Origin of the sequence: Streptomyces hygroscopicus subsp. hygroscopicus (genome assembly GCF_030269125.1) — a bacterium.
Classification (GTDB): Bacteria; Actinomycetota; Actinomycetes; order Streptomycetales; family Streptomycetaceae; genus Streptomyces; species Streptomyces hygroscopicus_C.
The window spans coordinates 256,728-275,818 of record NZ_BSSM01000010.1; the positions used below are offsets into that span (position 1 = coordinate 256,728).

The 19,091-nt window shown below is 71.6% G+C and carries 20 protein-coding genes and 1 pseudogene; 10 read left to right on the forward strand and 11 right to left on the reverse strand.

The window, feature by feature from the left end; all coding sequences use genetic code 11:
• The first annotated feature begins 26 nt into the window (after positions 1-26).
• Positions 27-1,622, forward strand: coding sequence for a Na+/H+ antiporter (locus tag QSK45_RS23035; RefSeq protein WP_285559823.1), 1,596 nt, complete (start codon positions 27-29; stop codon positions 1,620-1,622).
• Between the two features lie 3 nt (positions 1,623-1,625).
• Here QSK45_RS23035 and QSK45_RS23040 read toward each other — a convergent pair whose 3' ends face one another.
• Positions 1,626-2,528 carry a 1-aminocyclopropane-1-carboxylate deaminase/D-cysteine desulfhydrase gene (locus QSK45_RS23040; protein WP_285559825.1) on the reverse strand — a complete coding sequence of 301 codons (903 nt, stop codon included), beginning with the start codon at positions 2,526-2,528 and terminating at the stop codon, positions 1,626-1,628.
• Positions 2,529-2,742: 214 nt separating this feature from the next.
• On the opposite strand from QSK45_RS23040, the gene QSK45_RS23045 reads away from it, so the two are divergent.
• The 3 genes from QSK45_RS23045 (at position 2,743) to QSK45_RS23055 (ending at position 5,889) form a co-directional block, all read left to right on the forward strand.
• Positions 2,743-4,149 carry a family 2B encapsulin nanocompartment shell protein gene (locus tag QSK45_RS23045; RefSeq protein WP_285559826.1) on the forward strand — a complete coding sequence of 469 codons (1,407 nt, stop codon included), beginning with the start codon at positions 2,743-2,745 and terminating at the stop codon, positions 4,147-4,149.
• Between the two features lie 112 nt (positions 4,150-4,261).
• Complete coding sequence (locus tag QSK45_RS23050; protein WP_285559828.1) at positions 4,262-5,398, forward strand: family 2 encapsulin nanocompartment cargo protein polyprenyl transferase; 1,137 nt, start codon at positions 4,262-4,264, stop codon at positions 5,396-5,398.
• A 158-nt stretch (positions 5,399-5,556) separates the two neighbouring features.
• Positions 5,557-5,889 carry a DUF952 domain-containing protein gene (locus tag QSK45_RS23055; protein WP_285559831.1) on the forward strand — a complete coding sequence of 111 codons (333 nt, stop codon included), beginning with the start codon at positions 5,557-5,559 and terminating at the stop codon, positions 5,887-5,889.
• Positions 5,890-5,929: 40 nt separating this feature from the next.
• Here the strand turns inward: QSK45_RS23055 and QSK45_RS23060 are convergent, their stop codons facing one another.
• Positions 5,930-6,346, reverse strand: coding sequence for a VOC family protein (locus QSK45_RS23060; protein ID WP_285559832.1), 417 nt, complete (start codon positions 6,344-6,346; stop codon positions 5,930-5,932).
• 49 nt (positions 6,347-6,395) lie between these two features.
• Complete coding sequence (locus tag QSK45_RS23065; RefSeq protein WP_395484914.1) at positions 6,396-6,749, reverse strand: helix-turn-helix transcriptional regulator; 354 nt, start codon at positions 6,747-6,749, stop codon at positions 6,396-6,398.
• Between the two features lie 380 nt (positions 6,750-7,129).
• Here QSK45_RS23065 and QSK45_RS23070 point away from each other — a divergent pair, with 380 nt between their 5' ends.
• Complete coding sequence (locus QSK45_RS23070) at positions 7,130-7,858, forward strand: SDR family oxidoreductase (RefSeq protein ID WP_285559836.1); 729 nt, start codon at positions 7,130-7,132, stop codon at positions 7,856-7,858.
• Positions 7,859-7,876: 18 nt separating this feature from the next.
• On the opposite strand, the pseudogene QSK45_RS23075 reads toward QSK45_RS23070, so the two are convergent.
• Both QSK45_RS23075 and sodN read right to left on the reverse strand, forming a co-directional pair.
• Positions 7,877-8,331, reverse strand: a pseudogene (locus QSK45_RS23075) (pyridoxamine 5'-phosphate oxidase family protein); the annotation flags it as partial.
• A gap of 250 nt (positions 8,332-8,581) precedes the next feature.
• Positions 8,582-8,977 carry a superoxide dismutase, Ni gene (gene sodN / locus QSK45_RS23080; RefSeq protein ID WP_046418451.1) on the reverse strand — a complete coding sequence of 132 codons (396 nt, stop codon included), beginning with the start codon at positions 8,975-8,977 and terminating at the stop codon, positions 8,582-8,584.
• Between the two features lie 145 nt (positions 8,978-9,122).
• Here sodN and sodX point away from each other — a divergent pair, with 145 nt between their 5' ends.
• The gene (gene sodX / locus QSK45_RS23085; protein WP_285559943.1) at positions 9,123-9,557 is read left to right on the forward strand and encodes a nickel-type superoxide dismutase maturation protease; all 435 of its coding nucleotides are present in this window, start codon (positions 9,123-9,125) and stop codon (positions 9,555-9,557) included.
• Here sodX and QSK45_RS23090 read toward each other — a convergent pair.
• Complete coding sequence (locus QSK45_RS23090) at positions 9,461-10,090, reverse strand: CGNR zinc finger domain-containing protein (protein ID WP_285559841.1); 630 nt, start codon at positions 10,088-10,090, stop codon at positions 9,461-9,463. The two genes, sodX and QSK45_RS23090, sit on opposite strands and share 97 nt — an antisense overlap.
• A 100-nt stretch (positions 10,091-10,190) precedes the next feature.
• Between QSK45_RS23090 and QSK45_RS23095 the strand changes: the two genes are divergently transcribed.
• Entirely contained in the window at positions 10,191-10,949 is a 759-nt protein-coding gene (locus QSK45_RS23095) for a class I SAM-dependent methyltransferase (RefSeq protein WP_285559842.1), read from the forward strand.
• 54 nt (positions 10,950-11,003) lie between these two features.
• On the opposite strand, the gene QSK45_RS23100 is transcribed toward QSK45_RS23095, so the two are convergent.
• From QSK45_RS23100 to QSK45_RS23110, 3 genes are read right to left on the reverse strand one after another with little or no spacing between them, the layout of a single operon-like run.
• Positions 11,004-11,756: an amino acid ABC transporter ATP-binding protein gene (locus QSK45_RS23100; RefSeq protein ID WP_285559945.1), complete on the reverse strand. Its 753-nt coding sequence runs from the start codon at positions 11,754-11,756 to the stop codon at positions 11,004-11,006.
• 47 nt (positions 11,757-11,803) lie between these two features.
• A complete protein-coding gene (locus QSK45_RS23105; protein WP_285559844.1) occupies positions 11,804-12,736 on the reverse strand; it encodes an amino acid ABC transporter permease in 933 nt (310 codons plus the stop codon).
• A gap of 42 nt (positions 12,737-12,778) precedes the next feature.
• The gene (locus tag QSK45_RS23110; protein WP_285559846.1) at positions 12,779-13,738 is read right to left on the reverse strand and encodes an ABC transporter substrate-binding protein; all 960 of its coding nucleotides are present in this window, start codon (positions 13,736-13,738) and stop codon (positions 12,779-12,781) included.
• Between the two features lie 611 nt (positions 13,739-14,349).
• On the opposite strand from QSK45_RS23110, the gene QSK45_RS23115 reads away from it, so the two are divergent.
• Positions 14,350-15,573 carry an NAD(P)-dependent malic enzyme gene (locus QSK45_RS23115; RefSeq protein WP_285559848.1) on the forward strand — a complete coding sequence of 408 codons (1,224 nt, stop codon included), beginning with the start codon at positions 14,350-14,352 and terminating at the stop codon, positions 15,571-15,573.
• A 197-nt stretch (positions 15,574-15,770) separates the two neighbouring features.
• Positions 15,771-16,736, forward strand: coding sequence for a zinc-binding dehydrogenase (locus tag QSK45_RS23120; protein WP_285559850.1), 966 nt, complete (start codon positions 15,771-15,773; stop codon positions 16,734-16,736).
• A gap of 130 nt (positions 16,737-16,866) precedes the next feature.
• On the opposite strand, the gene QSK45_RS23125 is transcribed toward QSK45_RS23120, so the two are convergent.
• Positions 16,867-17,823, reverse strand: a complete 957-nt coding sequence (locus QSK45_RS23125; protein WP_285559852.1) for a PadR family transcriptional regulator — start codon at positions 17,821-17,823, stop codon at positions 16,867-16,869.
• 1 nt (position 17,824) lies between these two features.
• On the reverse strand, positions 17,825-18,697 hold the full coding sequence (locus tag QSK45_RS23130; RefSeq protein WP_285559855.1) for a DUF4097 family beta strand repeat-containing protein: 873 nt from the start codon (positions 18,695-18,697) through the stop codon (positions 17,825-17,827).
• Between the two features lie 190 nt (positions 18,698-18,887).
• Between QSK45_RS23130 and QSK45_RS23135 the strand changes: the two genes are divergently transcribed.
• Positions 18,888-19,067: a DUF6104 family protein gene (locus QSK45_RS23135; protein ID WP_003992906.1), complete on the forward strand. Its 180-nt coding sequence runs from the start codon at positions 18,888-18,890 to the stop codon at positions 19,065-19,067.
• The last annotated feature ends 24 nt before the right edge of the window (positions 19,068-19,091 follow it).

The following is a 19,091-nucleotide window of genomic DNA, read 5'->3' on the forward strand; positions in this document are numbered from 1 at the left end:
CGGAAAAACGAGGGTGGGCGAGAAGCATGGACGTGATGCCCCTGCTGTTGCTGGTCGCGGGCAGTGCCGCGGTCGCCGGGGCCGCCCGGCGCACCCCGGTGCCCGCACCGCTGCTCCTGGTCGCGGTGGGCCTGGCGGTGTCGTACGTCCCCGGAATCCCCGACTACACCCTCGAACCCGACGTGGTCCTGCCCCTGGTGCTGCCCCCGCTGCTCTACAAGGAGGGCACCGAAAGCTCCTACCTGGACCTGCGCGCGCAGATGCGCCCCGTGGGACTGCTCTCCGTCGGGTACGTCCTCTTCGCGACCTTCGTCGTCGGCTGGGCCGCCTATCTCGTCGTACCGGGGCTGCCGCTGCCCGCCGCGCTGGTGCTCGGCGCGGTCGTGGCGCCCACCGACGCGGTCGCGGCCGCCGCGATCGCCCGCCGGGTCGGGCTGCCGTCCCGGATCACCACGATCCTCCAGGGCGAGTCCCTGCTGAACGACGCCACCGCCATCACCGCCTACAAGGTCGCCGTCGCGGCCGCCGTCGGCGCGGGCTCCACCTGGGCGGGCGGCGTCGAGGAGTTCCTGCGCGCCGCGGTCGGCGGCGTGGTCGTCGGCCTGGTGCTCATGGTCCCGATCCACTGGCTGCGCACCCGCCTGACCGAGGCCCTGCTGCAGAACACCCTCTCCCTGCTGATCCCGTTCGTCGCCTACGGGGTCGCCGAACAGCTGCACGCCTCGGGTGTGCTCGCGGTCGTCGTGGTCGCCGTCTACCTCGGCCACCGCGCCTGGGAGGTCGACTTCGCCACCCGGCTCCAGGAGGAGGCCGTGTGGCGGATGGTCGCCTTCGTGCTGGAGTCGGCCGTGTTCGCCCTGATCGGTCTCCAGCTGCCGCCCATCCTCCAGGGCCTCGCCGCCTACCACGGGGCCGACGCGGCCTGGTACGCCGTCGCCGTCTTCCTGGTCGTGGTGGCGGCCCGGTTCGCGTGGACGTTCCCGGCGACCTTCCTGCCGCGCTTCCTCTCCCGGCGCGTCCGGGAGCGCGAGGAGGACCCCACCTGGCGGGCGCCGGTCGTGGTCTCCTGGGCCGCGATGCGGGGCGTGGTGTCCCTGGCCATCGCCTTCTCCGTCCCCGAGACCGTGCGGGGCGGCGCACCCTTCCCGCAGCGCAACCTGATCCTCTTCCTGACCTTCACCACGGTCATCGGCACCCTGGTCGTGCAGGGACTCACGCTCGCCCCGCTGATCCGCCTGATGAGGTTCCCCGGCCGCGACCGCCAGGCCGAGACGCTGGCCGAGGCCAACGCCCAGGCGCAGGCGTCCCTGGCCGCCGAACGCCGCCTGGACGAACTCCTCGCCGACGAACGCAACGCCCTGCCGCCGCCGCTCGCCGACCGGCTGCGCGACGTCCTGGAGCGCCGCCGCAACGCCGTCTGGGAGCGCCTCGGCCAGGTGAACCCCATCACCGGCGAGTCCGTGGACGACACCTACCGCCGGCTGTCCCGCGCGATGATCAGCGCCGAACGCGAGGTCTTCGTGCGGCTGCGCGACCGCCGCTACATCGACGACGAGATGCTGCGCGCCCTGCTGCGCCACCTCGACCTGGAGGAGGCGGCGGCCTACCGGGAGGCGGCGTAGGGCTCAGGGCCCTCCGGGGAACGGCCGGCCGGTGACGACGGCCGCGAGCGTCGTGCCGCGCGGGAAGGCACCCTCCTCGGCGAGGGCGACAAGTCCGTAGAGCGACTTGGCGACATAGAGACGTTCCACGGGCAGTCCGTGCCGGTCCTCGAAGTCCTCGGCGAACGCGTCGAGTTCGGGAGTCGTACGGGCGTATCCCCCGAAGTGGAAGCGGTCGTCCAGGGACCAGTCGCCGGTACGGCCGCCGAAGGCACGTTCCTGCAACGCCTGTACCTCGGCCGCCAGGAAGCCGCCCTTGAGGACCGGCACGCCGAGCGCTCGCTGCCCCCGCCCCAGCCCGGCGGCGAGCCCCGCGAGCGTGCCGCCGGTGCCGCAGGCGACCGCGACGACGTCGGCATGCCCGCGCAGCTCCTCCCCGAGGGCCGTGCAGCCGCGCACCGCCGCGGCGTTGCTGCCGCCCTCGGGCACGACGTACGCCCCCTCGGCACCGGCCGCGCGCAGGATCGCCGCCAGCGTCTCCGGCTCGGCCTTGCGCCGATAGGTCGACCTGTCGACGAAGTGCAGCCGCATCCCGTCGGCCGCGCACCGGGCGAGGGAGGGGTTGAGCGGCCGATCGGCCAGCTCCTGCCCGCGCACCACGCCGGTGGTGGCCAGTCCGAGCAGCCGCCCGGCCGCCGCGGTGGCCCGCAGGTGGTTGGAGTAGGCCCCGCCGAAGGTGACCAGCGCCCGCCCGCCGGCCGCACCGATGTTCGGTACGAGCTTGCGCCACTTGTTGCCGATCAGCTCGGGGTGAATCAGGTCGTCCCGCTTGAGCAGCAGCCGGAGCCCGCGCCGCTCGAACCGCTCGTCCCGCAGCTCCCGCAGGGGGGAGGGGAGGCGGGGGGCGAGGGGATCGCTGCTGGTCACGGTGCCATTGTCGCCGACGGCGAGGGAACCGGCCACCACGCGCCCGCCTCCGGCCGACGCCCCGCGGACCTCGACAGAGTTCGCCTTTCTGCCCACTAGTCCGATGATCCATTCCCCCTCTTTCGGGTAATGGCGTGACAACCGTGCGTGATGGGACGCTCGATGCGAGACCGGTCCGTTGCGGCCGGTGCGTTACATGGGAGGGCATTTCCATATGTCGGTAGGCGAAGAGGTCCGCACGGATCAGGGCAAGCCGCAGCAGTCCCTCGGGACCGCGGCAGCGCGGAACCTGGCCACCACCACCAAGTCCGTTCCGCAGATGCAGGAGATCAGCTCCCGCTGGCTGCTGCGCACGCTCCCCTGGGTGGACATCCAGGGCGGCACGTACCGGGTGAACCGCCGGCTGACCTACGCCGTAGGCGACGGCCGCATCACCTTCGTCAAGACCGGGGGCCAGGTGGAGGTCATCCCGGCCGAACTCGGCGAACTCCCGGCCCTGCGGTCGTACGAGGACGAGGACGTGCTCGCCGAGCTGGCCCGGCGCTGCCGCCAGCGCGACTTCGCACCCGGCGAGGTGATCGCCGACTTCGGCAACCGGAACGACGGGGTGTACCTGCTCGCCCACGGCCGCGTCGAGAAGATCGGCACCGGTCCCTACGGCGACGACTCGGTCCTCGGTGTCCTCGCCGACGGCGCCTACTTCGGCGACCAGGCGCTGCTGGATCCGGACGCCATCTGGGAGTTCACGGTCCGCGCGGACACGGCCAGCACCGTGCTGATCCTCAGCCGCCAGGACTTCGAGCAGATCGCGGAGCGCTCGGACTCGCTGCGCGCCCACCTGGAGCGGCTGCGCTCGATCCCGGAGCAGCGCACCAACAGGTACGGAGAGAAGGAGGTCGACCTCGCGGCCGGCCACTCCGGGGAGCCCGACATCCCGCACACCTTCGTCGACTACGAGCCCCGGCCCCGCGAGTACGAGCTGAGCATCGCCCAGACCGTGCTGCGCATCCACTCCCGCGTGGCCGACCTCTACAACCAGCCGATGAACCAGACCGAGCAGCAACTGCGGCTCACCGTCGAGGCGCTGAAGGAGCGCCAGGAGCACGAGCTGATCAACAACCCGGAGTTCGGCCTGCTCAGCAACTGCGAGTACGACCAGCGGATCCAGCCGCACGACGGCGTACCCGGCCCGGACGACATGGACGAGCTGCTCAGCCGCCGCCGCGGGACCAAGCTGTTCCTCGCCCACCCGCGCGCGATCGCCGCGTTCGGACGCGAGCTGAACAAGCGGGGCCTGGTGCCGGAGACCATCGACATGGGCGGCAACCGCATCCCCACCTGGCGCGGGGTGCCCCTCTTCCCGTGCAGCAAGATCCCGATCAGCGAGGCGCGCACCACCTCGATCATCGCGATGCGCACCGGCGAGGAGGAGCAGGGCGTCATCGGCCTGCGCCAGTCCGGCATCCCGGACGAGATCGAGCCGAGCCTGTCCGTCCGCTTCATGGGGATCAACGAGCAGGCGATCATCAAGTACCTGGTCACGGCCTACTACTCGGCCGCCGTCCTGGTCCCCGACGCGCTCGGCGTGCTGGAGAACGTCGAGATCGGCCGGTGGAGGTGACGTTTCCGCACGTCGCGGCCGTGTTCCCGGCAGCCGGGAGGGGTACATCCTCGGGGTACGCGTCCGGCCGGGCCGGTACCGCCGGTGCCCGCGGACCTGTCGAGGGGGAGACATGGCCGAGTTCATGACGGAGACCGAACAACGTCTTCCCGGTGTGCCGCACCCCGGCACACCGGGGGACCGGTCGGGGACCGGTGACGCCGGCCCCGGCCCGCTCGACGGGCAGGAGGCGCCCGCGCTGCTGGAGCGGACCCGGGGCCTGGTCGACCCGGCGATGCGTGCCGCCGTCGAGTCGCTGCCCGGCTCCATGCGTCGGATCGCGCGCTACCACTTCGGCTGGGAGCACGCGGACGGCACCCCGGCCGCGGGCAACGCGGGCAAGGCGATCCGCCCGGCCCTGGTGCTCGCCGCGGCCACCGCGCTCGGCGGCACGGAGGCCCGGACGGCCGCCGTGCGGGCCGCGGCGGCGGTGGAACTGGTCCACAACTTCACACTGCTGCACGACGACGTGATGGACCGGGACCCCACCCGCAGGCACCGGCCCACGGCGTGGACCGTCTTCGGGGACACCGACGCGATCCTCGCCGGGGACGCGCTCCAGGCGCTCGCGCTGCGGCTGCTGGCCGAGGACCCGCACCCGGCGGCGGCGCCGGCCGCCGCCCGGCTGGCGGACTGCGTGGTGCAGCTGTGCGCCGGCCAGCACACCGACACCGACCTGGAGCAGCGCGCCCCGGACGAGGTCACGCTGGACGAGGTGCTGGCCATGGCCGAGGCGAAGACCGGCGCGCTGCTCGGCTGCGCCTGCGCCCTCGGCGCGCTGTACGCCGGGGCGGGGCCCGAGGAGGTGGCCGCGCTGGACGGTTTCGGCCGGCAGGCGGGGCTCGCCTTCCAGCTGATCGACGACGTCATCGGCATATGGGGCGACCCGCTGCGCACCGGCAAGCCGGCCGGTGCGGACCTCGCGGCCCGCAAGAAGTCCCTGCCGGTGGTGGCGGCGCTCGTCTCCGGCACTCCGGCGGCGGCCGAACTGGCGGCGCTGTACGGGAAGCCGCACATCGCCGGGGACAGCGAGGGGATCGCGCGGACCGCGCTGGCCGTGGAACAGGCCGGCGGCCGGGACTGGGCGCAGGCGGAGGCGGCCGACCGCATGGCCCGTGCGATGCAGGAGCTGGCGCGGGCGATCCCCGACCCGGAGGCGGCGGGCGGGCTGCTGGCCCTCGCCGAGTTCGTGACCCGGCGCAGCAGTTGAGCACCCGGGCCCGCGCCGCCGGTCCGTCCGGCGGCCCGAAGGTCCCGGAGTCCCCGGGCCCGTGCGGCTCCTGACCCCGCACGGTGTCCCCGGGGCTCCGGTCAGGCGGGCCCCGCGCACCCCCACAGTGCGCGGGACCCGCCGTCTACCGTGGAGCCATGCCGAAACCGTCCCGCATCCTGCACCTCACCGAGCGCTCCCTGTGGGAGACGGCCCGCGAGCGCGGCACCTACGAGCTGTCGACCCGGGGCCGCACCCTTGAGCAGGTGGGCTTCATCCACTGCTCCACCCGCGAGCAACTTCCGCGCGTCGCCGCCTTCTTGTACGGCGAGTACGACGGCCCGGACGAGCTGGTGGTCCTGGTGGTGGACCCGGCCCTCCTGGACGTGCCGTTGAGGTACGAGGCGGCGGAGCCGGGGGGCGAGGAATTCCCGCATCTCTACGGCCCGTTGAAGGTCGCCGCCGTTGTGGATGTGGAGCCCTGGGAGTGAAGTGCCGCGTGCCGTGAGGGAGCCCGGGTCGCCGGGGGGTTCAGTCCGCCGGACGCTGGAAGCAGCGCAGCAGGTTGCCCGCCGGGTCGCGGAAGGCGCAGTCGCGGACGCCCCACGGTTGGTCGGTCGGCTCCTGGAGCACGTCGGCGCCGGACTCGCGCAGCCGTTCCCACAGCGCGTCGCAGTCGTCGGTGGCCAGGATGACGCCGCGCAGCATGCCCTTGGCGAGCAGTTCGGCGAGCGCCTGCCGGTCGGCCGGGGAGGCGTCCGGGTTGGCGCCCGGGGGCTCCAGCACGATCTCCACGTCCGGCTGGAGCGGCGAGCCGACGGTCACCCATCGCATCCCCTCGAAGCCCACGTCGTTGCGGACCTCCAGACCGAGGATGTCGCGGTAGAAGGCGAGGGCCTTGTCGTGGTCGTCCACGGCGACGAAGCACTGTGCGAGTCGTACGTTCATGCGGTCACGCTAAGGCGCTCGGGGCGTCGGCGCGCGCGGCTCGCGAAGATCAGTAAGGGCGGCGGCCGGGCCGGGTGAACGTGCGCGCCACGCAGGACGGGATCACCGCGGCCGGCTCGTGCGAGGCCGCCCGGTAGGCGCTCGGCGTCTGGCCGACCAGCTCGGTGAACCGGGAACTGAAGGACCCCAGCGACGAACACCCCACGGCGAGGCACACCTCGGTCACCGTGAGATCGCCCCGGCGCAGCAACGCCTTGGCCCGCTCGATCCGGCGCGTCATGAGATAGCTGTACGGCGTCTCCCCGAACGCCTTGCGAAAGCTGCGCTGGAAGTGCCCGGCCGACATCAGCGCGCCGCGCGCCAACTCGCCCATCTCGAGCGGCTCGGCATACTCCCGGTCCATCCGATCCCGCACCCGTCGCAACCGCCGCAGATCCTCCACGTCCACACCCCCAGCTTGGCACAGCCCACCGACACCGGACCGGGGTTTCGGAAGGCGGGACTGGCCGGCGGGCGGCGGCGCACGGCGGCCGCGGCCCGGCGTCCCCTGCCTCCCACCGTCCCGGCACCCCCCGGCTCCCGCCCCGCGTGCCCTACGGCCATGACGCCGGCCCGCTGCGACTGCCGTGTCCTCCGCGGCAACGGCCCCTGCCTCGCTGTCACCGGCCCAGCTTCCCGTCGACGCCGTGAGCAGTCGCGGCCCCCGGCCCTTTCCCGCCCGCCCAGCGCGACGTATGGGATATTCCGCACATAGCCCCTAAGTGGACCTACAGGAGGCATGACATGAAGGTCGCGGTCATCGGCGGTACCGGTCTGATCGGGTCGCAGGTCGTCGAGAAGCTGAACGCCGCCGGGCACGAGGCGGTGCCGTACTCGAAGTCCACCGGCGTCGACGTCCTCAGCGGTCGGGGTCTGGACGAGGCGGTCGCGGGAGCGGACGTCGTCGTCAACCTGACGAACTCGCCGACCTTCGACGAAGCCTCCCTCGCCTTCTTCCGGACCTCGATGGACAACCTCGTGGCCGCCGCGAAGAAGGGTGGCGTCGGCCACGTCGTCGTCCTGTCGATCGTCGGCGTGGACCGGGTGCCGGAGCTGGACTACTACCGCGCCAAGCTGCTTCAGGAAAACATCCTCGCGGCCGGGGGAATCCCCTATTCCATCGTCCGGGCGACCCAGTTCATGGACTTCATGGAGGCCGTCATCTCCTGGACCGCCGACGCCCACTCCGTCCGGCTGCCCGCCACGCCCATCCAGCCCATCGCCTCCGGGGACGTGGCCGCCGCGGTGGCGGACGTCGCCGCGGGCCCCCCGCTCGACGGCATCCGCAACATCGCGGGACCCGACGTCTTCACCCTGGACGAGCTGGGCCGGATCACCCTGTCCCGCAAGGGCGACGGCCGTACGGTCGTCACCGACCCCACGGCCGGCATGTTCGCCGCCGTCGAGGGGGACGTCCTCACGGACCGCCGGGCCCGACTCGCCCCCACCCACTACCGCGACTGGCTGTCCTGACCTCCCGTGCCGCTGTCCCAGCCACGTCCCGTCGCGCATGACGACCCTGCCGCGCAGTTCCCGCTCGCCGCGCCAAGCGCGCACACTCCTCGGCACCACGCGCACGTACAGGAAGGAACCCTCCTCCGCACGCGGGTCCCACCCGAACTTGGCGGCGAACGCCTCCGCCGCGCCCTCGGGCACCTCCTCGTCCAAGAAGCACTCCGCCGCACCCCGGAGAAGCACCACATCGAAGGTGTCCGGCAGCGCCAGGCGCACGCGCGGCTCCGCGCGGACGTTCCGCGCGGTCGCGGACGTGGCACCGGTGCACATCCGCACCGCTCGCCCGTCCCACAGGAACCACAGCGGCGCCTGTGCGGCCCGTGATCGGGATGTGCCGTCGACACCCACACATCCCGCTCGGCGGCGAGCCGTTCCAGGGTGTCGCGCCTACGCTCCGCCGCCCGGCGGGGAGCAACCCCCGTGTCCTGCATGGGGAGACCTTGACCGGCGGACTCACGGCGCGCATGGGGCGACGGACCTGCTCCCGGCGACCGGTGGACCCCTCAGCCCCGCGAGCCGGGACGGCCGACCGGGGTGCTCGGCGCCGAAGGGAGCGGCCGGGGCCGGGGAAAAAGACCGCACCCGGACCCCCGAGGACGCCGGAGCGTCCCGCGGGCCGGGTGCGGGCAGGTGGACCAGGCGATGAGAGGAATCGCAGGTCGAGGTGGCGCGACCCAGAGGTCAGGCCTTCTTGGTCTCCCAGAAGATCTTGTCGATCTGGGCGATGTAGTCGAGCGCCTTCTGGCCCGTCGCCGGGTCGGTGGACGCCTTGGCGGCCGAGAGGGCCTTCAGGGTGTCGTTGACCAGCTGGTGCAGCTCGGGGTACTTCTCGAAGTGCGGGGCCTTGAAGTAGTCGCTCCAGAGGACGGAGACGTGGTGCTTCGCGAGCTCCGCGCGCTGCTCCTTGATGATGGTGGCGCGGGCCTGGAAGTGGGGGTCGTCGTTGCCGGCCATCTTCTCCTGGACGGCCTTCACCGACTCCGCCTCGATGCGGGCCTGGGCCGGGTCGTACACGCCGCAGGGCAGGTCGCAGTGGGCGCTGACCTTGACCTTGGGGGCAAACAGGCGGGAAAGCATGGAGCATTCCTTCCTCGTGATCGTCTTCTCAGGTGCGACATTACTCCCTGAGGGACCTGTTTTCCCGAGTGCCCCCTAGGGCTTAGGACAAAAGTCCGGGGTCAGACTGGGACTGGTGGAGGAACGGACCGGGGAGGTGCCGGGAATGCCGGAGCTGTCGCAGGAGAGCGAGCGGGGGAGGTCGCCCGCGCCGTTCGGGCTGGCCGAGGTGACGGGGCCGTCCATGGTGCCCACGCTCCGGCACGGCGACCAGCTGCTGGTGCGGTACGGGGGCGTCGTCAGGCCCGGTGACATCGTCGTGCTGCGGCACCCCTTCCAGCAGGACCTGCTGGTCGTCAAGCGGGCCGTGGAGCGGCGCGAGGGCGGCTGGTGGGTGCTCGGGGACAATCCGTACGCCGGTGGGGACAGTACCGACTACGGGGTCGTGCCCGAGGAGCTGATCCTCGGGCGGGCCTGGCTGAGGTTCAGGCCGTTCGAGGCCGGTCAGCGCTCGCCGCTGGCCGTGCTGCGCTGGGCGGTCTGCGCCGCGCGGCCGCTGCTCGGCGACCGGTCGGCCTCCAGGCGCTTGCGGGCCCGGTAGGCGGCCACGTTGGCCCGGGTGGCGCAGCGGTCGGAACAGTAGCGCCGGGAGCGGTTGGTCGAGGTGTCCAGGTAGGCGTTGCGGCACGGGGCCGCCTGGCACAGGCCGAGGCGGTCCACGCCGTACTCGGTGAGGTGGAAGGCGAGGCCCATCGCCGCGATCGCCGCGTAGCCCGCGGTGGCGTTGGAGGGGTGGTCGGCCAGGTGCATGTGCCACAGCGGGCGGTCGTCCTCGTCCCGGTGGTCGTGGCCGGAGATCTGGGGGCTGACCGGGAACTCCAGCAGGAGTGAGTTCAGCAGGTCCACGGCCAGCGTCTCGTCGCCCCCGTCGGCCGCCTCGAAGACCGCGCGCAGCCGTCCCCGCACCGAGCGGAAACGGGTGACGTCCGCGTCGGTGGCGCGGCGTGCCGCGGACGCGTTGTCGCCGAAGAGGTCGCGGACGGCCTCGACCGAGGTCAGACAGTCCTTGCCCCGGGTCGGTTCCTCGGTGTTGACGAGTCGCACGGCGTAATCCGAGTAATAGGCCAGTTCCACTTGTAGTCCTTACGGAGGCGCTCTATCGTCGTACGAGCGGTCGGGTAACAGCCGATCGCGCTTCCAGGGTATTACGCGACCGCGGGGAAAGGCGGGTTCCATGACGACGGGTACCGGAACCGACTGGGCGGCCTGGCAGAACAGCTGGGACCGGCAGCAGGAGTGGTACATGCCGGACCGGGAGGACCGCTTCCGGATCATGCTCGACATGGTCGAGGCCCTCGTCGGTACGGCCCCACGCGTGCTCGACCTCGCCTGCGGCACCGGCAGCATCACCGCCCGGCTGCTGGCACGGTTCCCCGAGGCCACGAGCACCGGCGTCGACCTCGACCCGGCCCTGCTCGCCATCGCGCGCGGCACCTTCGAGGGCGACGACCGGGTCTCCTTCGTGAGCGCCGACCTCAAGGACCCCGACTGGGCGGCGCGGCTGCCGTACGACTCGTACGACGCCGTACTGACCGCGACGGCCCTGCACTGGCTGCACAGCGAACCCCTCGCGGCCCTCTATGGCCGGCTCGCGGAACTCGTCCGCACCGGCGGTGTGTTCATGAACGCGGACCACATGATCGACGAGAGCACGCCCCGGATCAACGCGGCCGAGCGAGCCCAGCGCCACGCCCGTATGGATCAGGCCAAGCGGGACGGCGCCCTCGACTGGGCCGAGTGGTGGCAGCTCGCCGCGAAGGACCCGGTGCTCGCCGAGCCGACCGCCCGCCGCTACGAGATCTACGGCGAGCACGCCGACGGCGACATGCCCTCCGCGGCCTGGCACGCCCGGGTCCTGCGGGAGAAGGGCTTCGCCGAGGCCAGGGCCGTGTGGTGTTCCCCGTCGGACAGTCTGGTCCTCGCGCTCAAGTAGGCCGGGGCACGGGAAAGGGGCGGTGCGCGCACCGCCCCTTTCCCGTGTGTCCGGTTACAGCACCTTCGAGAGGAACGACTGCGTCCGCTCGTGCTGCGGATTCGTCAGCACCTCCCGCGGATGGCCGGATTCGACCACGACACCGCCGTCCATGAACACCAGGCTGTCGCCCACCTCCCGGGCGAAACCCATCTCATGGGTGACGACGACCATCGTCATGCCGGACTCGGCGAGGTCGCGCATGACGTCCAGGACGTCGCCGACCAGCTCCGGGTCCAGCGCCGAGGTCGGCTCGTCGAACAGCATCAGCTTGGGGTCCATGGCGAGCGCACGCGCGATGGCCACCCGCTGCTGCTGACCGCCGGACAGCTGCGAGGGGTAGTTGCCGGCCTTGTCGGCCAGGCCCACCCGTTCCAGGAGCTGCATGGCGCGCTCCCGCGCCGCGGCCTTGGCCACGCCCTTGACCTGGACCGGCGCCTCCATGACGTTCTCCAGCGCCGTCATGTGCGGGAACAGGTTGAAGCGCTGGAAGACCATGCCGATGTCCCGGCGCTTCATGGCGACTTCGCTGTCCTTGAGCTCGTACAGCTTGCCGCCCTTCTGGCGGTAGCCGACCAGCTCGCCGTCGACGTACAGCCGTCCGGCGTTGATCTTCTCCAGGTGGTTGATGCACCGCAGGAAGGTGGACTTGCCGGAGCCCGAGGGCCCGATGAGGCAGAACACCTCGCCCGGCCGCACCTCCAGGTCGATGCCCTTGAGCACCTCCACATGCCCGAACGACTTGTGGACGCCCTCCGCCTTGACCATCGGGGCGGTGCCCGCCGCCGCGGAGTCCTGCTTGTTCAGCTTGTCGCTCATGCCATGACCTTCCTGCTGGAGAAGGTCGTCAGATGCGCCCTGACCTTCTGCCACGGGGTGGGCGGGAGGCTGCGACTGGAGCCGCGGGCGTAGTACCGCTCGATGTAGTACTGGCCCACGCTGAGCACCGAGGTCATGATCAGGTACCAGGCAGCGGCCAGGAAGTACATCTCCACCGGCGCACCGGAGTTCTGGCCGATGTCCTGGGCGTAGCGGAACAGCTCGGGATACTGGACGGCCGCCACGAGCGAGGTCGTCTTCAGCATGTTGATGACCTCGTTGCCGGTCGGCGGCACGATCACCCGCATCGCCTGCGGGATGACGACCCGGCGCAGCGTCCTGCTGTGGCTCATGCCCAGCGCGTGGGCCGCCTCGGTCTGGCCCTCGTCCACCGCGAGCAGGCCCGCGCGGCAGATCTCGGCCATGTACGCCGCCTCGTTCAGACCCAGGCCGAGCAGCGCCGTCAGCAGCGGCGTCATGAAGTTCGACCAGTAGTCCTTGTAGAAGGGCATCAGGTTGATGTACTCGAAGACCAGGCCCAGGTTGAACCACAGGAACAGCTGGACCAGGACCGGGGTGCCGCGGAAGAACCAGATGTAGAACCACGCGATGGACGAGGTCACCGGGTTCTTCGACAGCCGCATGACGGCCAGGACGACGCCGCCGACGATGCCGATCAGCATCGACAGGACCGTCAGCAGAAGCGTTTTGCTTACACCGGTCAGGATCCGGTGGTCGAAGAAGTAGTCCGGCACCGCGTGCCAGTTGATCTTGCCCTGGCTGAACGCGTAGATGATCGCGACGAGGATCGCGATGGCGACGACGGCGGACACGTAGCGCCCGTAGTGCCGCACCGGGATGGCCCTGAGGGTTTCCGGGCCGGCCGGGGGAGTGCCCTGTTCCCCGGCCGTCTTCTCTATGTCAGTCACGGATGTGCTGCCTCTCGGTGGCCGCTGGCGTTGCGCCGCGGGTCACTTGCCGCCGTTGATCACGGATTCCTTGACGGCGCCGTCCTGGGCGCCCCACTTCTCGAGGATCTTCTGGTACTCGCCGCTCTTGATGATCGCGTTCATCGCGGCCTGGAGCGCGTCGCGCAGCTGGGTGGCCTCCTTGGAGACCGCGATGCCGTACGGCGCCGCCGAGACCTGGTCGCCGACGATCTGGAAGTCCTTGCCGCCGCCCGAGGTCTTCGCCGCGTACGCCGCCACCGGGAAGTCGGAGGAGGCCGCGTCCACGCCGCCCGAGCGCAGCCGGGTCTGGGACTGCTGGTCGTCGTCGAAGGGCTCGATGGACAGCTTCTTGCCGGCCGGACACTTCTTGGCCTCGGACTTGGCCAGGTCCTCCGAGACGGTGCTGCGCTCGACGGCGATCTTCTTGCCGCACAGGTCGGGCCAGCCGGTGATGCCCTGGGTGTCGCCCTTGCGCGTGTAGATCGAGACACCGGCGGTCAGGTAGTCGACGAAGTCGACGCCCTCGCCGACCTTCTTGCCGGTGTCCGGGTCGACACCCTGCTGGCGGTTCTTGCTGTCGGTCATCGCCGACATCGCGATGTCGTAGCGGCCCGAGCGCAGGCCGGTGAGCAGGGAGTCGAAGGTGCCGTTCCGGAACTCGAACGTCACGCCGAGCTGCTTGCCCAGCGCCGCCGCCAGGTCCGGGTCCAGGCCGACGGCCTTGCCGCTGGAGTCCTTGAACTCCACCGGGGCGTACGCGATGTCCGAACCGACAAGGATCTTGCCCTTGCCGCGGATGGCCTGCGGGAGCTTGCTCGCGAGCGGGGCGCCGGCAGAGGCGCCGCCGCCCGCCTCGTTGTTCTTGTCCTTCGTCTGGTCACCGCAGCCGGTGAGCAGCAGGGCGCCCGCGACCGCGATCGCACCGACCGCAGCCAGCCGGGGGTGCGTGGCGGTCGAACGACGGGTGGAGCTTGCGGTCATGGTGGATTCCTCCGGCGTATGCGAAGAGTTTGCCGCTGGGTAGACGAGAACACACACCATTGGGTGGCGCGACCTCGCGGGTTTACGGCATCTTGCCATTCGGACTACGCCATTCAGGGGCGCGGATATGTCAAAATCGGATAACGGGTGACCCCCGAACCCCACCAGGTCGGTACATCCTTGGTCTCTCGGCGCCCTACCGCGCCGGACCATCTGCGCGATTCCCGTCCCGCCGCCGGAAAATCTTCGGCACGTCTCGAAATGTGGACGGCCGGACGGGTGAGTGGTGTCATACGCCACTTCCTCCGCCCGGAGCCCCGTCGAGTCCCTCCGGACCTCCCGCCGCCGGTGGCGCGTCCGTCAGTGGCGTGTCACCTCTGTGTGGCTTTCTGGTTCCGAGATGTGACCTTGCACCTATTGGACTCGTCGTGGGCGCCGTCCGTCCGGTAAGAAGGTTCTTTACACCCCTCATCCGGGGCTCAGGGCGCGTGTGCGGCGCGCCCGTCGCGCATGACCCGTGCGTATCCGCAATCGGGCCCTGCGCGGTGCCCGCCCACCCCTCACCAGGAGTGGTCGACCCTCAAACCATGCATACCTAAGGGGTAGAACAAGTGGCAGCGGAGATCGTCAATCCTCGCAGCGACGTCGGTACGGACCAGGACGGCGGGGCCGAGCCCCTCGACTCCTTCGATCCGGCGTTCGCTCTGCACCGTGGCGGCAAGATGGCTGTGCAGGCCACCGTGCCGATCCGCGACAAGGACGACCTTTCCCTCGCGTACACGCCCGGCGTCGCTCGCGTGTGCACCGCGATCGCGGAACAGCCGGAGCTGGTCAACGACTACACGTGGAAGTCCTCCGTCGTGGCCGTCGTCACCGACGGCACGGCGGTGCTCGGCCTCGGGGACATCGGTCCCCAGGCCTCCCTCCCCGTGATGGAGGGCAAGGCGATCCTGTTCAAGCAGTTCGGTGGTGTCGACGCGGTCCCGATCGCGCTCGACTGCACCGGTGTGGACGAGATCGTGGAGACCGTCGTCCGGCTCGCTCCCTCCTTCGGCGGAGTCAACCTCGAGGACATCTCGGCGCCCCGGTGCTTCGAGATCGAGCGCCGCCTCCAGGAGCGTCTCGACATCCCGGTCTTCCACGACGACCAGCACGGCACGGCCGTGGTGACGCTCGCGGCGCTGCGGAACGCGGCGCGGCTCAGCGGCCGGGAGATCGGTCAGCTGCGCGCCGTGATCTCGGGCGCCGGCGCGGCCGGTGTCGCCATCTCCAAGATGCTGATCCAGGCCGGCATCGGCGATGTGGCGGTCGCGGACCGCAAGGGCGTCGTCTCCGCCGACCGCGAGGACCTGACCCCGGTCAAGCGCGAGGTGGCCGGTTTCACCAACAAGGCCGGGATCAGCGGCACCCTGGAGGACGCGCTCAAGGGCGCGGACGTCTTCATCGGCGTCTCCGGCGGTACGGTCGCCGAGGAGGCCGTGGCTTCCATGGCCGAGGGCGCCTTCGTCTTCGCGATGGCCAACCCGAACCCCGAGGTGCACCCCGAGGTCGCGCACAAGTACGCGGCGGTCGTCGCCACCGGGCGCTCCGACTTCCCGAACCAGATCAACAACGTGCTGGCCTTCCCCGGGATCTTCGCGGGCGCGCTCCAGGTGCGGGCCTCGCGGATCACGGAGGGGATGAAGATCGCGGCGGCGGAGGCGCTGGCCGCGGTCGTCGGGGACGATCTCGCGGCGGACTACGTGATCCCTTCGCCGTTCGACGAGCGCGTCGCTCCGGCGGTCACCGCGGCGGTGGCCGCGGCCGCCCGCGCGGAGGGCGTTGCCCGTCGCTGACGTCGGCGAGACGGCCCCGCCCCGTTCGGGCGGGGCCGTTCTGCTTCCCGCCCGCGCACCGCAGACCCGGGTGACGGGGGCGCCCCCCCCCGGGGTCTCGCGGCGGGCTGCGCCGCCCGGGTGTCCCTGGGTAAGAGGGCATGTGTCACAGGGCGGCCAGGTTCCGTCGGGGCGCCGGCGCACCTATCGTCGGCAGCATGTTCGCTGTCTACGCCGCCCGAATCGACCGCGACCAGCCGCTCACCGGCCTTGAGTTGGGGGAGCGTCCGGCTCCCGAGGCCCGTCCCGGCTGGAGCACCATCGATGTGCGCGCCGCCTCCCTCAACCACCATGACCTCTGGTCCCTGCGGGGCGTCGGCCTCCCGGAGGACCGCCTGCCGATGATCCTCGGCTGTGACGCCGCCGGGGTCGACGCGGACGGCAACGAGGTCGTCCTGCACTCCGTCATCGGCCAGACCGGTCACGGCGTCGGCCCGAAGGAGCCGCGGTCCATCCTGACCGAGCGCTATCAGGGCACCTTCGCCGAGCAGGTCGCCGTGCCGACCTTCAATGTGCTGCCCAAGCCGAAGGAGCTGTCCTTCGCCGAGGCCGCCTGTCTGCCGACCGCGTGGCTGACGGCGTACCGGATGCTGTTCACCAACGCCGGGGTACGCCCCGGGGACTCGGTCCTCGTGCAGGGCGCGGGCGGCGGGGTCGCCACGGCCGCGATCGTGCTCGGCAAGGCGGCGGGGCTGAAGGTGTTCGCCACCAGCCGCGACGAGGCGAAGCGGAAGCGGGCGCTGGAGCTCGGGGCGGTGGAGGCCGTGGAGAGCGGGGCGCGGCTGCCGCAGCGGGTGGACGCGGTGATCGAGACGGTGGGCGCGGCGACGTGGTCCCACTCGGTGAAGTCGCTGCGGCCCGGCGGGACGATCGTCATCTCCGGCGCGACCAGCGGGGACCGGCCCGCGCACGCCGAGCTGACACGGATCTTCTTCCTGGAGCTGAAGGTGGTCGGCTCCACCATGGGCACCAAGGACGAGCTGGAGGACCTGCTCTCCTTCTGCGCCACGACCGGGGTACGGCCCGTCATCGACGAGGTGCTGCCGATGGACCGGGCGCGGGAGGGCTTCGAACGGATGGAGTCCGGCGAGCAGTTCGGGAAGATCGTGCTGACGACGTCCTGAGTTCCCCGGGGGGAGCCGGGGGCGGGTCCGGGGTTCCGGACCCGCCGGGGCGCGGTGAGCCCGTGCCACCGGACGCGGTCGGCCGGGTGCCGTCCCTTTGCGGCGCGGTGCCGGACAGCCGGCCCGGGAACTACCCCTTCGCCGGCCGCAGGATCGATGCGATGTCCGCCGCCGCTCGCGACAAGTGCTCCCGGCTCGCCCGGAGTTGCTCCGGGGTCACCCCGTGGTCGCGGGACAGGTCGCGGATGTCGTCGCGGAAGCGGTCGAGCAGGCGGTCGAGGTCGCGGGCGGGGTCGTCGGTGGTGGGTTCGTGGGTCCAGGCGGGGATGTAGTCGGCGGGGAAGTCGGTCGTGGGGGCGGTGTAGGCCGGGGTGGGGCGGGGGGTCGTCCAGTCCTTGCTCAGGTCGCCCAGTTCCCTGGCCAGTTCGGTCAGGCCCTCGCGGACGCCCGCCGGCCAGTTGCCGCGCGCGAAGTGGTCCTGGACGCGGCGGGCGACACGCTGCATCTCCTCCTGCGCCTGGGCGCGGGCGCGGGCCTGGGCCTCCTGGGCCTGGTGGCGGGCGCGCTGGGCCTCCTCGCGGGCCCGGCGGCTCTCGTCCTTGGCGCGGCGGGCCTGCTCCTTCCACTCCTGCCGCACCCGGCGCATCTCCTCCTTGGCGACGCGCCAGGCATCCTTGTCGTCCCCGGCGGCGCCCCCCTCGCGGGCCTCGGACGCCGCGGCCCGCATCTCGCGGCGCAGATCACCCGCCGCCCCGCGCACGTCGGCCTTGATCTCGGCCGCCAGTTCCGCCACCGACTCGCGGATCTCCAGCTCCAGGTCGGCCAGCTCGCCACCGCGGTCGGCCAGTTCGGCGCGGCCCGCGTCCGTGATGGAGTACACCTTGCGGCCGCCCTCGGAGGTGTGGGTGACCAGACCCTCGGCCTCCAGCTTGGCCAGGCGGGGGTAGACGGTGCCGGCCGAGGGGGCGTACAGCCCCTGGAAGCGCTCCTCCAGGAGGCGGATCACCTCGTAGCCGTGGCGCGGGGCCTCGTCCAGCAGCTTGAGCAGGTACAGGCGCAGGCGGCCATGGGCGAAGACGGGAGGCATGTCAGAGCACCTTCTTGTCGGTCGGGCCGTCGGTCGGGCCGTCGGTCGGGCGGGTGTCCTGCCCGTCCTCGGCGGACGGGCGCCGCAGCAGAGCGATCGCACCGGAGACCGTGGTGGCCCGCAGGCGGCCCGTGCCCGCGCCCAGACGGCCGGTGATCTTGTGGGCTCCCCACTGGCCGTGCACCCGCAGCCCTTCGAAGGCGTTGGAGATCCGGCCGCTCGCCGTGTTCGCCTCCACCTCCGCGTCCGCCGGGTGCGGCAGCCGGATGGCGATCTCGCCCGAGACGCTGGTGAGGTGGACGTCCGTCGGGCCCTCCGGGTCCAGGTCCACGATCATCGAGCCGCTGAGCGAGTCCGCCCGGACCGAGGGGCCCGAGCCCTCTATGACGGTCAGGTCGCCGGAGACCGAGGTGAAGCGCAGCTCGCCGGTGACCGCCTGCGCCTCCAGGTTCCCCGACACGGTGTTCGCCTGGACCGGCCCGGAGAGGCCGACCAGGGCGGTGTCGCCGGTGACGCCTCTGACCACCGTCGCGCCCCGGATGCCGGAGACCACGGCGCCGGCGCCGACCGCGCCCACCTCCACCCGGGTGTCCGCGGGGACCGTCAGGGAGACGACCGCGCTGCGGCGCAGGCTCCCGCGGTCCAGGAGCTTCGTGAAGCCCTGCCAGGTGAGGTCCTCGTACCCCACCGTCAGGACCTCGCCCTCCTGGGTGACGGTCAGCGGCGGGCCCTTGATGTCGGACACCTCCAGGCGCGCGGGGCCCTCCTCCACCCCCACCACGTTCACCGTGCCGCCCGCGATGCGGACCTGGACGGTGTCCACAGGCGTGTCGAAGGTCAGCTTCTGCGGCTCGGCGACGGACCACTCGGACATGGGGACCTCCTCGGCCGTACGGCACCGGACGCGCCATATCGCGTCCGACGAGAAACACGATATATCGTGCCCTCGCGAAGTCAAGACACTCTTCGGGGTGAGCCGCCCCGCGCATTGCATACGCTGGTGACGACGCCGGCGCCCGTCCCGCCGGCTCGGACGCATACGCACACCCAGGAGACGCAACCCCATGTACTTCACCGACCGCGGCATCGAGGAGCTGGAGAAGCGGCGCGGCGAGGAGGAGGTCACCTTCGAGTGGCTCGCCGAGCAGCTGCGCACCTTCGTGGACCTCAACCCCGACTTCGAGGTGCCCGTGGAGCGCCTGGCCACGTGGCTCGCCCGCCTCGACGACGAGGACGACGAATAAGCGGGGGAGGGAAGCGGGGAGGAA